Origin of the sequence: Larkinella rosea (genome assembly GCF_003858635.1) — a bacterium.
Taxonomy (GTDB): domain Bacteria; phylum Bacteroidota; class Bacteroidia; order Cytophagales; family Spirosomataceae; genus Larkinella; species Larkinella rosea.
The window spans coordinates 1,060,003-1,073,322 of sequence record NZ_RQJO01000008.1 but is presented as its reverse complement, the minus strand read 5'-3'; the positions used below and the strand labels follow the sequence as shown (position 1 = coordinate 1,073,322).

Here is a 13,320-nt window from a genome sequence, read left to right as displayed (position 1 = left end):
CAGCCATGAATAATCGGTTACGACAAGCGCTTTTGGGGTTCATTCTCCTTAATCAGGTGGCCTGGGCGCAGACGAATCAGCAGGTGTCACTGGCCACCCTGGGCCAAATTACGCAGCAAATGCAACGTGGAATTTATGAGCGAATCATCAATCTGGGTTATTTACCGTCGCCCCCCAAATTCACGCGGGGTTTTACCCCTCAGGCGCATAATGAATTCACCTTCGTTTATTTACGGTTTTCCGATTTTGAACCCACCAGCGATCAACGGGCGTATATCGGCAAGCTATTCATGAGCGAACGGTATCTCGAAAGCCATTACAACAAGCGATACACCCATCATAAAGTCTACGAAAACGACAAGGACGGTTTTTTCATGATGTGTAAACTGTATTTCGACGAACGAACGCTCGAATACCGGCTCAATGTTTATCCGGACTACGTCCTCAATATTTGCCGGGGCGACATGCACGCCAATAAGCAGCGCTGTACGTCGACCGAGCAACACTGGAAGTCGCTGAAATACGTCGCACAATTGCCCGACCGTTATTTCGACGATTTTAGCCAGAGAGACAATACCGATTCCACCAAAGCCTTTCTGACGACAACTGATTCACAGCTTAACATTCGCCATATGGAGGTCTCCGGTGCCGCGTCAATTCACCCAGATTCCGTGCGTTATAAGCCGTCACCTACGGCCCGCAACCTGCTGCGAACCATCAATCTGAGCAAGCAGATTAAAGCATTTAAAGTCGGTTTTCTGGAGGATGAAATGACATCGATCGGCAAAACGCTGACGCTGAAATGGACGAAATATCCGCTCAGCGAAGACCTGATCGAGGGGGCCGAATACAGCTACAATTTTATTGCAACCGACAGCATGAACGACACGGAACTGGCCCAACGCGGGCAACACGGTTTTTTTGTGAGCCGCAATCCGCTCTACCGCTCCCTCATTACGTCCAATGAACCGAACGACCAGTTTGTGCATGGCATCGATCTCTCGAAAGATCTGATCCTGGCTTATCGGAAGGGCAATACGTACCAGCGCACCCAGAAACTGCTTAAGCCAACCGACCCATCGCCTAACACCATTGCCCAACAGGACAGCAACCTCAAATACGTTCAACAGAAAACCGATTCGGCCAAAGCAGCGGTTGTTCCACTGAATATTGACGACCGGATTTTGATCAGTTCCAACACCAGCCGTTCCTCGTTCTGGATTTATGGCGGGCGGGATGTGGCTACCGAACGAATCCCCGGAGAGGGCAGCAAATTGAAGTTGCAAGAACCCCAATACCTGCGAGATACGCTTCCCATTTTAGCCGATAGTATCAAACGCATCTGGCTTAAAGGAAAAATAAGCTTTCGAAAAAATGACTGCCTGATCGAACCGGGGGATGAAAAAACCGGGTGGCGCGTTGATGCAATCCATTTTGTCAAGGACCCATTCAGCACCTCCCGGTATTTGTGGATTCGGGTTTCGGCCATCGAGTCGACTATCCCAAACCGGAGAATCATGGGCATCAATCTCTCCCGAAAATTGAACGAATAAGTTAGGTTGCGCTCTGCCGATACCGAACCGGCGTCCGGCCCGTCCAGCGCTTGAACGCCCGGCTAAATGCGCTTAATTCATTGTATCCCAGAATGAACGAAATCTCTTTAACGGGGTATTTGCCGGACGACAGGTAATTCATCGCCAGCGATTTGCGAACCGAATCGGCCAGTTGCTGGTACGTCATGCCCTCGTCCTGAAGCCTGCGTTGCAGGCTGCGGGGGCTGGTGTTGAAATGGGTAGCCAGTTGCTCCAGCGACGGAATGCCGAGGTAGGCGTTGGCCAGCAAAAAATGGCGGATACGGTCGGGCAGGGCCTTGGCGTTTTCAAAATCCCGGTCCAGTGCGCCAACTTGCTTTAGCAACAGGTTCTGTAATTCGTAGTTGGCGGTCAGAATGGGTTCATGCCAGTACCGGTTTTCAAATTCCAGTGCATATTCGCCCGAATTTGCAATCGGTTTACAACGCAAAATCCGTTCGTATTCCGCCGGATCCGGCACATCGAACGGAAACCGGACGGTTTTGGGGCTGATCTTTTTCAACACCAGACCATCGGCTTCATGCAGCACAAACACGATGAACAAATCCAGCAACTGCCGCAACAACGGAGCAAATTCGGGGTCCACGGGCTCGTTCGGCACAAACCGGATCGTGAACGACTGTGCGGTATGGGTCACTTCCATCCGAAACAAATCTGTGATCAGGTGCGTAGCTGCGGCCGCCTGCGTCAGGGCCTCGCCGACCGTCGCGCAGCTCTGAACAAGCTGGCCCACAATGCCCAAAGCCGCCAGTTGCAGCGACTCGCCGAAATGCAGCCCCAGAAGCGGATCGCTGGTGAGTTGAACCGCGTTCCGCCAAAGATTGCTCAGCTGTTTTTGAGTCAGCGACTCGCCCGATTGAGTCTTAAGTTCCTGTAAGTCAATATTTGCCGATTGGCACAATCGTTCCGGAACAACGTCCTTCTGGGCGGCATAGGCCAGTAAACTGAGCGCAAAACGTTTCTGGGGATCTTCCATGCACTAAAGGTAATGGTTATCCCGAAAGCCCGAATCGATCTGTCGCCAAAGGGTAATGATTTGGCGGGTTTGGGTAAAAACCGGTATTCGGCTTCAATTTCTTACTTACCTAGATCGATTTGCCAGTAAAGGCTATTTGAATTGGGGTTTACAAAACCTGCTCTGACTGAGGAACGGGATGCGGGATAGCGAATTGAAGCCAGTGACGGAATTCCGATAAACGCGTCCGGGACAAGGAAACGGTTTGGTGCTGGAACGGCGGTTTGAGATTGACGATGTAGTTGTTGTTGCCCACGTGCACATAACCGTTGACAAAGGCCCGATTCACCAAACCGCCCCGGTTAACCCGAAAAAACAGCTCAGGATCCAGCGTAGCCTCCACTTCAGTCAGTGTTTTGTGGCATAATTTATATGTCCCCTGCGGATGGTGGACCAGGCAATTCGGGCTGTCACTGGTGATCAAAGCAACCTCCGAACAGCGTAACGCCGTTTGCCCCTGATTCGATTGCACCGTCAGACTGCTCGCATAATCAGACCCAGCTTTTAGCTGTTCCTCTCCCGTTTGAGGTTTTTTCTGCTGATCCCGCCAGACAAAAAAGTCCCGAACCAGCGAAATGGAAACCATACAGTAGCCCAGAAATGGAATCATCAGTAAATAAGTTGCTACAATCTTGGGTCGCCGATAAGGCCCGATCAAGTAAGCATTGACGTAATCATTAAAATTCAGGGCGTCAAAACCGTGCTTAATCGGGATTTCAAGAAAATAACGAACGGTTTGAGTAAAAGGGCTGATTATAAAAAACACCGCCAACAGAACGGGTAGTAAGGATAAGTAATAACGAACTACTCCAAATGGGGTCAATTGGACAGATCGAATGGGGATCAGCCGATGATAAAACAACAATAGCTTTTGTAGCCCATATAGCGTTACCAATTCTGGAACAACTCCCCCCATGATTTCCATGAAGGCCAATACATCCCAACCCCCATATCGAGTAGCCACCGCTTTTTTAAATTCAAAATTGGTAATATAGATATTGATAATGCGAAAGCCACAAACAATCCCCAGCAAAAAGGCCATCAACCAAAACCGCTGAATGGTTTTTAAGGTTAAGGGGACTTTTATAGGCTCGCTGGCGTTTTTTTGATTCAGGCTCGGCAGGAAAAATGGTTTCATTTCAGGTATGGCAGACCAATTGGAAGGTATGGATTACGATATTTTTAAAGTCATCCGAATTTTGAATTGTTTCTAAAATCTGGATGGGCTGTGGAACTGAATCTGGACAGAAACCTCAAGCCAGTGACGGAATTCCGACAAACGCGTCCGGGACAAGGAAACGGTTTGGTGCTGGAACGGCGGTTTGAGATTGACGATGTAGTTGTTGTTGCCTACGTGCACATAACCGTCGACAAAGGTCCGATTCACCAAACCGCCCCGGTTAACCCGAAAAAACAGCTCAGGATCCAGCATAGCTTCCACTTCAGTCAGTGTTTTATGACATAATTTATAAGTTCCCTGCAGATGGTGGACCAGGCAATTCGGGCTGTCGCTGGTGATCAAAGCAACCTCCGAGCAGTGTATCACGGTTTGCCCCTGATTCGATTGCACCGTCAGGCTGGTCGCATAGTTAGCCACCTTTTCTATCTGCCGTTCTTCTACCTGGGACTTTTTCTGCTGATCCCGCCAGACAAAGAAGTCACGAATTAGCGAAACGGAAATCATACAATATCCCAAAAATGGAATCACAAGTGAATAAGTTGCTACAATTACAGGTCGGACATAAGGTCCAATTAGGAAGTTGTGGAAGTAATGGGTAAACGTCAGGGCGTCAAACCCGCTCTCGATCGGGACTTCCAGAAAAAAACGAACGGTTTGGGTAAAGGGGCTAATTATAAAAAACACCGTCAGCAGAAGGGGTAAGAGTGACAAATAATAACGGCCCACCCCAAGGGCCGTCAATCGGACGGAGCGAATGGGGATTAGTCGATGATAAATCAACAATAACTTTTGTAACCCATACAAAGTGACCATTTCCGGAATAATCATGGTTACCTCCAGGCAGATCAATACATACCAGCCATTCAGTTTGGCAGCTAATTCTTTCTTAAATTCAAAATGGGTGATATAGAGGCTGATGGTAAGAAAGCTATAAATAGCCGTCAGTAGCAAGGCCATTAACCCAAACCGCTGGATGGTTTCTAAGGTTAAAGGGATTTTGATAGGCTCGCTGACGGTCTTGCGGCCCAGGTTTGGTAGGATAACGGGTTTCATTTCAGGTGTGGCGGATAAAATAAGAAAGTCTTGTAATCAATATTTGCAACAAACAGCTTCAGTATAGTAGTGCATGGGTGATTTGTCTTCCACGCCAGGCAAACGTGGCGAAGCTTCCAATGAAAGAGTGTCGCTTTTGTATCAAAAAATGATCGTTTTTGTATCAAAAATAATAAAAGATAACCGATTCAGGCAAACCGCACTTTCTTACTTTATCGTAAAACCGATCTAAAATGGTAAAAAACGGCGTTCTTACGTGCTAACCGGCATATTGACTCCCGAACAGGATGTTAAACCCGCAACGGTTTGCTCAATACATCGTCTGTGAACTATCTAGTATAGACGTTCAAACGCGCATCCTCGGGCAATAGTATCTGATTTTGCAGAAATCAGGAAAGTGGCTAAACGCACTTATTACCGGTTCAAATAGTCATTTGATTTGATGAAGCAACGCCATTAAGGCCAAAACCATCGCGGTCTGTTTCGACAATTCTGCCCTATTTTTCATCAATTCACCATATGACGGTTGGATTACTCGGATAAGTTGAATTGTTTTGATTCAGCTGATGCTTGTTAAGAGAAAGTAAATTCAATTTAGCTTTGCAGGCTATGAAATCGAATATTTAATTGCCAGACACGAGCGGATTCGGTTATTCGTCATGCGAAAATCGAATGCCAAACGTGAAGGTGGCCCGCCGTATATTTTCCGGCGATGTACTGAAGCCAACTTAGGGTACGTTAAAGCGCTCATATCCTGTTTCATTTAAAAATCGGAGGTAGTCTTCTTGATGAAGACTACCTCCGATTTTCAATTTCGCCAACGGCTGATGGCCTGGCACATTCGGATAAAAACCGGTAGCGGTTTAGTTTTGGTAAGTCGAAAATTAAGTGCCTTATTTGCCAATGGCCCGAATGCGATTTTTGGATATGAGACAACTGATCCCCGTTTGCATACTACTTTGCCTCCTGATTTCCTGTACGACCAAAAAGCAAAATGACGCAACCAAATTTGAAGAACCACCGGTTTCGGCGCTCTCCGGGAAAGAACTGGCGATGGCGCACTGCAGCCGGTGTCATGCCTACGTAAGCCCCGACTTGCTACCCAAATCCATCTGGCGGGATGTACTTCCGGCGATGGGGCATCGGTTGGGAATTTACAGCAGCGGTTTTCGCCCCGACAGTTTGTTTGACGACGGCCTGAGCGGCATCGTTGTCCGCGATGCCAATGTCTTTCCCGAAAAACCGGTTCTGGCCAAAGAAGACTGGCGCAAAATTGAGACCTATTACCTGGAGAATGCGCCAGACACCCTCCTTCCGCCCCAGCGCAAACACCCGATCCGGATGGGATTACCGCATTTCAAATACCGGGAACCCTCCTTTTCGCACCGCCCTTCCCTGACTACACTCGTCAAAATCCTGCCTGACAAACGTGGTATCGTCTTTAGTGACGGGAAAAACCGGCGCAATATTTTAACGTTTCTGACGCCTAAACTGGACGAAAATTACAGCATTCCGCTGGAATCAACGCCGATTCATTTTTACGAAAAATCCAATGAGCTATGGCTAACAACCGTTGGGAAAGGTGTTTTTCCAACGGATGCGCCCAATGGCGCTTTGCAACGATTCGTCAAAAAGGGAACCGAACCGCGTTATCAACCGGAAAATCAACTAATTCCCGATTTAAAACGACCGGTTTTTATGACCTACGGTGACTTGAACAAAGACGGTCGGGAAGATGTCGTAGCCTGTGAATTTGGCAACCAGACCGGCCAACTGACCTGGTACGAAAACAACGGCAAAGGCGGTTATGACAAACGGATCTTACGCGAGAAACCGGGTGCGATTTCGGCAATTATTAAAGATGCGAATAAAGATGGGCTGCCGGATATTTATGTGCTCATGGCGCAGGGCGACGAAGGTGTTTTCCTCTACGAAAATCAGGGAGCGGGAAAATTTCTGGAAAAACGACTGCTGACCTTCCTGCCGCTCAACGGCTCCCAGCACATTGAACTGGCCGATTTCAACAAAGACGGTTTTGATGACATCGTCTATGTCTGTGGCGACAACGCCGACAAGACGCCGATTTTAAAGCCGTATCACGGTATTTATATTTTTCTGAATGACGGAAAATCCAACTTCAGGCAATCGTATTTCTACCAACTTAATGGGGCTTACAAGGCGCTGGTTCGGGACTATGACCGGGACGGTGACCTCGATATTGCGGCCATTTCATTTTTCCCCGATTATGCCCGCTACCCGGAAGAAAGCTTTATCTACCTGCAAAACAAGGGCAATCTAACATTCAACGATTATTCTTTTCCCGAAGCTCCGAAGGGACGATGGGTGGTCATGGATGCGGGCGACATGGATGCTGATGGCGATATTGATCTGGTCCTGGGCTCGTTTGTGTACTTTATCCCCCAGGGCGATACCACCGGTTTAGGTCAACAATGGCTGAAAACCGGGCCTTCGGTTATTGTTCTGGAAAACACGATTCGGTAGACTTTAGCGAAGTATTCAAGATGAGTTTCTACCAGTAGGTACTACAACTATTTCCTGCCGAATCGGGCAAAAAACCGTGTCTAACCATAAAAAGGCTCCGCCAGTCTGACAAATAACAAAAATAATAGTAAATTTTTCCACCTACCCCCAATCGGCATCGCGTTGGGCTTCTCCGTAATAACCTGCTTATATTATACCAATAAGTGATTATTAGGTAAAAATTATTACCAAAGTACTATTAGTAATGAAAAATATACACCAACAATCAGTTGTACTTATTTGATAAATTAGTAACTTTGTAAAAGTGATTCAGGCAGTCAGTTTTTACTTCCTGCAATCGCCGTACTACCCGATTCCTTCCCGCCGTAACACTTTTTAAAGCTTCTTATTTTCCATGTTTACTCAGCGACCCTTTTAAGTTACGCGTTTATGTCTTTACCGTTGACCCAGCAACAAGCTGACTCTTCCGATTTTCTGAAAACGTTTCCCCAATTCGATTGCCTTTCCGACGCGCTTTACCGCCGGCAGTGCATCGACAAACGCACCGGTGTGCTTCACAGCGTGATTCGTTTGGAAAAAATGCGTTACTGTGTGGTGCCTCCGCAAGTGACCCGGCAAATGGAAAGCGCCGGTTACTCCATCGCGGTTCGCTAAAAACAAAACCGGATTATCCACTTTTGGTGTTGGTTAAGCGGGCAATGCACCCTACCTTGCCACCATGAAAAGACAGATCCGGGAAGTCCGGTATTTTCTATCTGGCCAGCATTTTTCGGATGGGCTGCGGATTACGCTGGCCATCCTGATTCCTTCCGTCGTTTCCTACCAGTTTGGTCATTTTGAAACGGGAATGCCCATTTCGCTGGGCGCTTTTTGGGTGAGCATTTCGGACGCGCCCGGTCCCGTTGTTCACCGCCGGAACGGCATGCTGGCGGGCAATCTAACCGTCGTGCTGGTTTCGCTCATCACCGGTTTTATCCGGATGAATGGCTGGCTGCTGGGCGTCGAAATTCTGCTGTTGAGTTTTTTCTTCTCCATGTTTGCGATCTACGGCAACCGGGCCACGTCCGTCGGAACCGCCGGTTTGCTGTCGATGATTCTGATGATGGACCGCGAACTGGACCCGGCGGAAGTCTGGCGATACGGCGGTCTGGTTTGCGCGGGCGGTTTCTGGTATACGGCCATTAGCCTGTCTTTTTCCCAACTCCGCCCCTACCGGGCCGCTCAACAGGCGCTCGGGGAATGCATTCATGAAATCGCGAAGTTCCTGACAATCAAGGCTGAATTTTACAGCATCCGAACGGATTTACAGGAAGATTACCGGAAACTGGTGGCGCAACAGGCCATTGTCAGCGAAAAACAGGATGCGGTCCGGGAAATCCTGTTCAAAACCCGGGTTATTGTCAAGGAAACGACCTGGACGGGTCGGTTGCTGGTGCTGACGTTCGGCGATGTCGTGGATCTGTACGAACAGATCATTGCGATGTATTACGACTACGCGTCGATCCGGGAACGATTTGGCGACACCGGTATTCTGGATGAAATCGCCCGGCTGATTCGCCAGCTGGCCGTCGAAATGGACTACATCGGGCTGGCCATTCAGTCGAACCGACCTTATAAAAGCCGCACGGATTTGATCCGGCACCTGGAAAGGCTGAAAAACCACATTGATGAATTGGGTAAAAACGAGAAAGAAGGCAGCAATCTGGTGCTGAAAAAAATACTGGTGACGCTTCGCAACCTGAACCAGCGGCTGAACGATATTCACACCTATTCGCCATCGGAGCTGTCCGAAAAACCGCCAAATAAGGAAGTACCCGAATACTCCCGGTTTGTGTCGCACCAGGAAATTGATCCCAAACTCATCGTCAACAGCCTTACCCTCAGTTCGTCTATTTTCCGACACTCGCTGCGGGTCACCATCGCGTGTCTGGTCGGGTTTATCGCAGCGAAACTCATTGCCTACGGACACCACGGTTATTGGATTCTGTTAACGGTTTCGGTGATTCTGAAACCGGCTTTCAGCCTGACCAAACAGCGCAACTACGAACGGATTATCGGGACGGTGGCGGGCGGTTTGATCGGCGTTGGTCTGCTGGTCGCGATTCCGAACACGACCGCGTTGTTCTGGGTGATGCTGGTACTGATGATCGGTGCCTACAGTTTTCAGCGTACCAACTACATTGTGATGGTGATCCTGATGACGCCCTATATCCTGATTCTCTTCCGGTTTCTCGGTCTGGGTGGCATCAGCGTGGCCGAAGAGCGCGTGCTTGATACGTTGATTGGCTGCGTGATTGCGTTTGCGGCCAGTTTTCTTTTTCCGCACTGGGAGTCGCAACAGCTGAAAGGACTGCTGCGCGATGTGCTGGAAGCCAACCGGACGTATTTGCGTAAACTGGTCGACAGTCTGTCGGGCAAACGACTCACGGTGATGGACTACAAACTGGCCCGCAAGGAAGTGTACGTCAGTTCGGCCAACCTCTCGGCGGCTTTTCAGCGGATGACGTCCGAACCGCAAAGTAAGCAGTGGCACAAAAACGAAATCCACGAATTTGTGGTACTGAACCACATTTTATCGTCTAACATCGCCACGATTGCCTCCGCCCGGCTGAACCTTGAACAACCGGCCAGTTGCCCGCCCGAAGTATTGCGTCCGGTGAAACGCTCGCTGACGGTTTTGAATGAAAGCCTGAAAAAATTCGACCCGATGCCCGTTAGAGCGGTTTCTGAACCGGCCGTTTTGGAAACTGCCCTCCCGGAAAAATCGGAACTCCTCGTTACCGACGACCGCACGTTGAAAGAGCAACTGGATTTCATTCAGAAAGTAAGCCACGATATCAGCAAGCTAACCGACGCCATTCTGGCCTGAGCATCCCGGTTTTTTACCCATCATACCGTCCCAAATCCGTTTATAAGAAAGTTCTTTTGCTACTTGGCATTGCATAGTACCTTTGAATCAACAATAACAACAAAGAAACGGAACAAAGTAAACAACTAAACTAATAAAACCATGACAACCAAGCAATTGCACCGCATTCCTTCCGAAGCCATGTTAGGTGGCGTGTCCGCCGGACTTGCTGATTATTTCGGAATCGATAAAGTTTTCGTACGTCTTTTCTTCGTATTGATGTTCATTGTCCCGACTCCGTTCCCGGTTTTTGTGGTCTACATCGTTCTGTGGATCATCATGCCAAAAGGCGAGCGGTATTTCGAAGCCCGCCCGGACCCACACCATCAACCCCGATAATTCGCACGCCTGATCATCCAAAAAGCGGACTTGAACGGTCCGCTTTTTGGTTTTTACGCCTATCTTTTTCAGAAGTAAATTACTCCGCGCTCAGATTCAAAATTTCATTGATCAGCCAGACGCCATTTTTGCGAATCAGCCTGAACTCATAACTTTCGAGCAGGTCAAACTCAACGCTGGCCCGGTCTTTCTGAACTTTCACGCCGGTGATTTTCAGCTTTTTCAACGATTTCAATTGCAATCCTACTTCCTGACTGAGCAGCACCAGATCATATTCAAAACCGGTCGGCGGGCCTTCTTTCTGCTGTGTTAACAGAAATCCCTGATGCCGTTCCCGGAAGTAAATGCGCCATTCGTTCAGAAAAGTATCGGTCAGCAGGTGGCTGCTGCGGAGATACCCCAGGTATTTTTCGCCGTTTTTGAAATTCACGGAATAGGTTTTTCCCGGTTTTTGATCGACCAGCACAATCCGGCTAACGGAGTCGATGTGGTTTTTATACCAGTTCAGCAAATTCACAACGGTTCGCGCTGCGGCTGCCGAATCTTTCGCAATTGCCGAAACTGCACTGGTTCGGTTCTCGGCAGATTTCCGAATGGTTTCGACCTGATAACCAGCCGCCGAAAGAGCCAGCAACGCACTTAAAATAAGCCCTTTGATCATGATTTTGGGGTGGATTTAGTGTTCAGAAATCGTTTAAAAACCGTATAAGCCTCCGGCATTTGGCCACTTTCTGCGTATTTCTTTTCATGTTTTGCCATGATGATGGCCAGATTTTCGCCCTGACTCTCGGTATTCCCGGCGTAATAGGACGTCTGTTTCATAATCCGAATCAATTCCACTTCTTCCGGCACCTGATAAGAGGGATCGGCACCGCGTTCCAGCAGCAGTTGGCAAACGTCCCACAATTCCTGATGAGCCGCAAATAGCAAAGGCGAATACAAGGCCCCGACATGATAGCCGTTACTGGCGGCCAGGGCGTTCGGGTCAGCACCGTGATCGAGTAACAACTGGACTTTTTCGCGTTGTTCATCACCGTATTTCATCACTTCGAACAGAATCGGGCTGGCATCGGCAGGTCTAACGTTGGGATCGGCGCCTTTTTGTAAAAACCACGCCAGCAAAGCCGCCGACCCGGCTGGGCACGTCATGAAATGAACCGGAGCATACGCCGAATCCGGCCCCTGAACGGTGGCACCGTGTTGCACCAGCAATTCCATACACGCCAAGATCGGCTCCGGATTGTCGTTGTCGAAGGTCCTGGTGGCTGCAAAACTGAGCAAGGTGGTGGATTGGTAGCCACTTTCGTTGAGCAGTGGTTGCGGTTTTTGCAGGAGTGCTTTCAGTTGAGCGACATCCCCGGCGGCAATGGCAGCCGCCATTCGCTGACGCTCCTTATCTTCAAAATAGAAAGAACCATTTTCGGCAGCTACGGCATCCCTTCGCTGTTTTTGTAATGCAAGGAAATGCCGGATTCCCCCGATCAGACTAATGGCAAACGGCAGCGATAAAATAACCAGCGCGGTAATCTTTGACGCTTTATACGGAATGATGTTGAGCACGATCAGGCTGGCCAACAGGAAAGCTCCCAAAACCGCAAACCCAAGTTCCATACCCCGACCGGCGGCATCGTTACCCGAACGGTTGACGGTCATCAACGTATAAATGACCAGCAGAACGTATATACTGATGAGAACCCAGTTGGATATGGTGACGGCTTTCATCAGAACTTTTTACCGGACTTAGCCTCCAGTTTCTTTTTAAAATTCAGGTAAACGACGGGCATCGTCTCCGGTCCTTCATACGGTTTTTCAAATTCGGCCAGCACTTTTTTGAGGTCGTCGCCAGCCGGTGTCCGGTAGTTCGGATCGGCACCGCGTTCCAGTAGCAGTTCGGCAATCGCCCACGACTGGCGTTGTGCGGTATACATCAAAGGGGAGGTAAACGGCCGGATCGTATATTCATGACTACCGGCGGGTGCATTCGGATTGGCACCATGATCGAGCAATACCTTTACTTTTTCCAGCCGTTCCACGTCCAGGTCCATCACCTTAAAGAGAATCGGACTCCCGTCGCGCGGTACCCAATTCGGATCGACACCTTTGTTCAGGAACCACGCCAGCAAGTCCGCCGAACCGGTTTCGCAAACCTGAAACGGGGTCGGCACATGCGCCGAATCGGCAATCTGAAAGGTCGCGCCGTGTTCCAGCAACACGTCCATGCACTGTATAATCTGTTGCGGTTTGTCGCTCCTGGTCGCTGTTTCGGCTGCAAAATCGAGCAGCGTCTTGGATTGAGAACCGGTTTCATTGAGCGACGGCAGCGGTTTTTCCAGCAGCGTTTTCAACTGAGCCACGTCACCAGCGGCAATCACAGCCGCGATTTGCTGGCGGCTGGCGTCCTGAAAATAGGCCGAACCATCTTCGCTGGCCGCTGCATTCCGGCGTTGTTTCTGCAATTCAAAATAATTCCCAATGGCGATGGACAAACCGATGATCGCGGGTAACCCCAAAATAATCAGGGCAGTTATTTTGGCTGCTTTATAGGGAATAATGTTGAGCACGATCAGGCCAGCCAGGACCAGCACCGCAAAAAACACCAGACCGGATTCCATGCCCCGTCCGGCGGCATCGTTGCCCGACCGGCCGATGCCCAGCAAGGTATAGAGGGTCAGTAGTCCGTAAATGCCAATTAAAACCCAGTTGGTGATTGAGATGATTTTCATAGCCCGAA

General features: G+C 49.2%; 11 protein-coding genes. 5 read left to right on the top strand and 6 right to left on the bottom strand.

Annotated features, from left to right (window positions below; all coding sequences use genetic code 11):
- The first annotated feature begins 5 nt into the window (after nucleotides 1-5).
- The gene (locus tag EHT25_RS13155) at nucleotides 6-1,553 is read left to right on the top strand and encodes a hypothetical protein (RefSeq protein WP_124875161.1); all 1,548 of its coding nucleotides are present in this window, start codon (nucleotides 6-8) and stop codon (nucleotides 1,551-1,553) included.
- A gap of 1 nt (nucleotide 1,554) precedes the next feature.
- On the opposite strand, the gene EHT25_RS13150 is transcribed toward EHT25_RS13155, so the two are convergent.
- The 3 genes from EHT25_RS13150 to EHT25_RS13140 all read right to left on the bottom strand — a co-directional run bounded on the left by EHT25_RS13150 (nucleotide 1,555) and on the right by EHT25_RS13140 (nucleotide 4,840).
- Nucleotides 1,555-2,568 carry an AraC family transcriptional regulator gene (locus EHT25_RS13150; protein ID WP_124875159.1) on the bottom strand — a complete coding sequence of 338 codons (1,014 nt, stop codon included), beginning with the start codon at nucleotides 2,566-2,568 and terminating at the stop codon, nucleotides 1,555-1,557.
- A 148-nt stretch (nucleotides 2,569-2,716) separates the two neighbouring features.
- Nucleotides 2,717-3,217: a LytR/AlgR family response regulator transcription factor gene (locus EHT25_RS32670; RefSeq protein ID WP_185731352.1), complete on the bottom strand. Its 501-nt coding sequence runs from the start codon at nucleotides 3,215-3,217 to the stop codon at nucleotides 2,717-2,719.
- Nucleotides 3,218-3,817: 600 nt separating this feature from the next.
- Entirely contained in the window at nucleotides 3,818-4,840 is a 1,023-nt protein-coding gene (locus EHT25_RS13140; RefSeq protein WP_124875155.1) for a LytR/AlgR family response regulator transcription factor, read from the bottom strand.
- Between the two features lie 927 nt (nucleotides 4,841-5,767).
- Here EHT25_RS13140 and EHT25_RS13135 point away from each other — a divergent pair.
- From EHT25_RS13135 to EHT25_RS13120, 4 genes are all read left to right on the top strand, one after another.
- Nucleotides 5,768-7,342, top strand: a complete 1,575-nt coding sequence (locus EHT25_RS13135) for an FG-GAP repeat domain-containing protein (RefSeq protein WP_124875153.1) — start codon at nucleotides 5,768-5,770, stop codon at nucleotides 7,340-7,342.
- Between the two features lie 429 nt (nucleotides 7,343-7,771).
- Nucleotides 7,772-7,996 carry a hypothetical protein gene (locus tag EHT25_RS13130; protein ID WP_124875151.1) on the top strand — a complete coding sequence of 75 codons (225 nt, stop codon included), beginning with the start codon at nucleotides 7,772-7,774 and terminating at the stop codon, nucleotides 7,994-7,996.
- Nucleotides 7,997-8,060: 64 nt separating this feature from the next.
- Nucleotides 8,061-10,211: an FUSC family protein gene (locus EHT25_RS13125; protein WP_124875149.1), complete on the top strand. Its 2,151-nt coding sequence runs from the start codon at nucleotides 8,061-8,063 to the stop codon at nucleotides 10,209-10,211.
- 141 nt (nucleotides 10,212-10,352) lie between these two features.
- Entirely contained in the window at nucleotides 10,353-10,589 is a 237-nt protein-coding gene (locus tag EHT25_RS13120) for a PspC domain-containing protein (protein WP_124875147.1), read from the top strand.
- Between the two features lie 79 nt (nucleotides 10,590-10,668).
- Here EHT25_RS13120 and EHT25_RS13115 read toward each other — a convergent pair whose 3' ends face one another.
- The 3 genes from EHT25_RS13115 to EHT25_RS13105 are packed head-to-tail and all read right to left on the bottom strand — an operon-like array spanning nucleotide 10,669 to nucleotide 13,312.
- Nucleotides 10,669-11,250 carry a hypothetical protein gene (locus tag EHT25_RS13115; RefSeq protein ID WP_229311522.1) on the bottom strand — a complete coding sequence of 194 codons (582 nt, stop codon included), beginning with the start codon at nucleotides 11,248-11,250 and terminating at the stop codon, nucleotides 10,669-10,671.
- Nucleotides 11,247-12,311 (bottom strand): ankyrin repeat domain-containing protein, encoded by a 1,065-nt coding sequence (locus EHT25_RS13110; protein WP_124875145.1) that lies wholly within the window; start codon nucleotides 12,309-12,311, stop codon nucleotides 11,247-11,249. The genes EHT25_RS13115 and EHT25_RS13110 overlap by 4 nt, the downstream gene beginning before the upstream one ends.
- Nucleotides 12,311-13,312, bottom strand: a complete 1,002-nt coding sequence (locus tag EHT25_RS13105; protein ID WP_124875143.1) for an ankyrin repeat domain-containing protein — start codon at nucleotides 13,310-13,312, stop codon at nucleotides 12,311-12,313. Before EHT25_RS13105 ends, EHT25_RS13110 begins: the two co-directional genes overlap by 1 nt.
- Nucleotides 13,313-13,320 lie beyond the last annotated feature (8 nt).

What these genes read in the sequence shown, in the direction of transcription:
- EHT25_RS13155 (WP_124875161.1), top strand. Translation starts at nt 6, where the DNA reads ATGAATAATCGGTTACGACAAGCGCTTTTGGGGTTCATTCTCCTTAAT.
- EHT25_RS13150 (WP_124875159.1), bottom strand. Translation starts at nt 2,568, where the DNA reads ATGGAAGATCCCCAGAAACGTTTTGCGCTCAGTTTACTGGCCTATGCC.
- EHT25_RS32670 (WP_185731352.1), bottom strand. Translation starts at nt 3,217, where the DNA reads ATGATTCCATTTCTGGGCTACTGTATGGTTTCCATTTCGCTGGTTCGG.
- EHT25_RS13140 (WP_124875155.1), bottom strand. Translation starts at nt 4,840, where the DNA reads ATGAAACCCGTTATCCTACCAAACCTGGGCCGCAAGACCGTCAGCGAG.
- EHT25_RS13135 (WP_124875153.1), top strand. Translation starts at nt 5,768, where the DNA reads ATGAGACAACTGATCCCCGTTTGCATACTACTTTGCCTCCTGATTTCC.
- EHT25_RS13130 (WP_124875151.1), top strand. Translation starts at nt 7,772, where the DNA reads ATGTCTTTACCGTTGACCCAGCAACAAGCTGACTCTTCCGATTTTCTG.
- EHT25_RS13125 (WP_124875149.1), top strand. Translation starts at nt 8,061, where the DNA reads ATGAAAAGACAGATCCGGGAAGTCCGGTATTTTCTATCTGGCCAGCAT.
- EHT25_RS13120 (WP_124875147.1), top strand. Translation starts at nt 10,353, where the DNA reads ATGACAACCAAGCAATTGCACCGCATTCCTTCCGAAGCCATGTTAGGT.
- EHT25_RS13115 (WP_229311522.1), bottom strand. Translation starts at nt 11,250, where the DNA reads ATGATCAAAGGGCTTATTTTAAGTGCGTTGCTGGCTCTTTCGGCGGCT.
- EHT25_RS13110 (WP_124875145.1), bottom strand. Translation starts at nt 12,311, where the DNA reads ATGAAAGCCGTCACCATATCCAACTGGGTTCTCATCAGTATATACGTT.
- EHT25_RS13105 (WP_124875143.1), bottom strand. Translation starts at nt 13,312, where the DNA reads ATGAAAATCATCTCAATCACCAACTGGGTTTTAATTGGCATTTACGGA.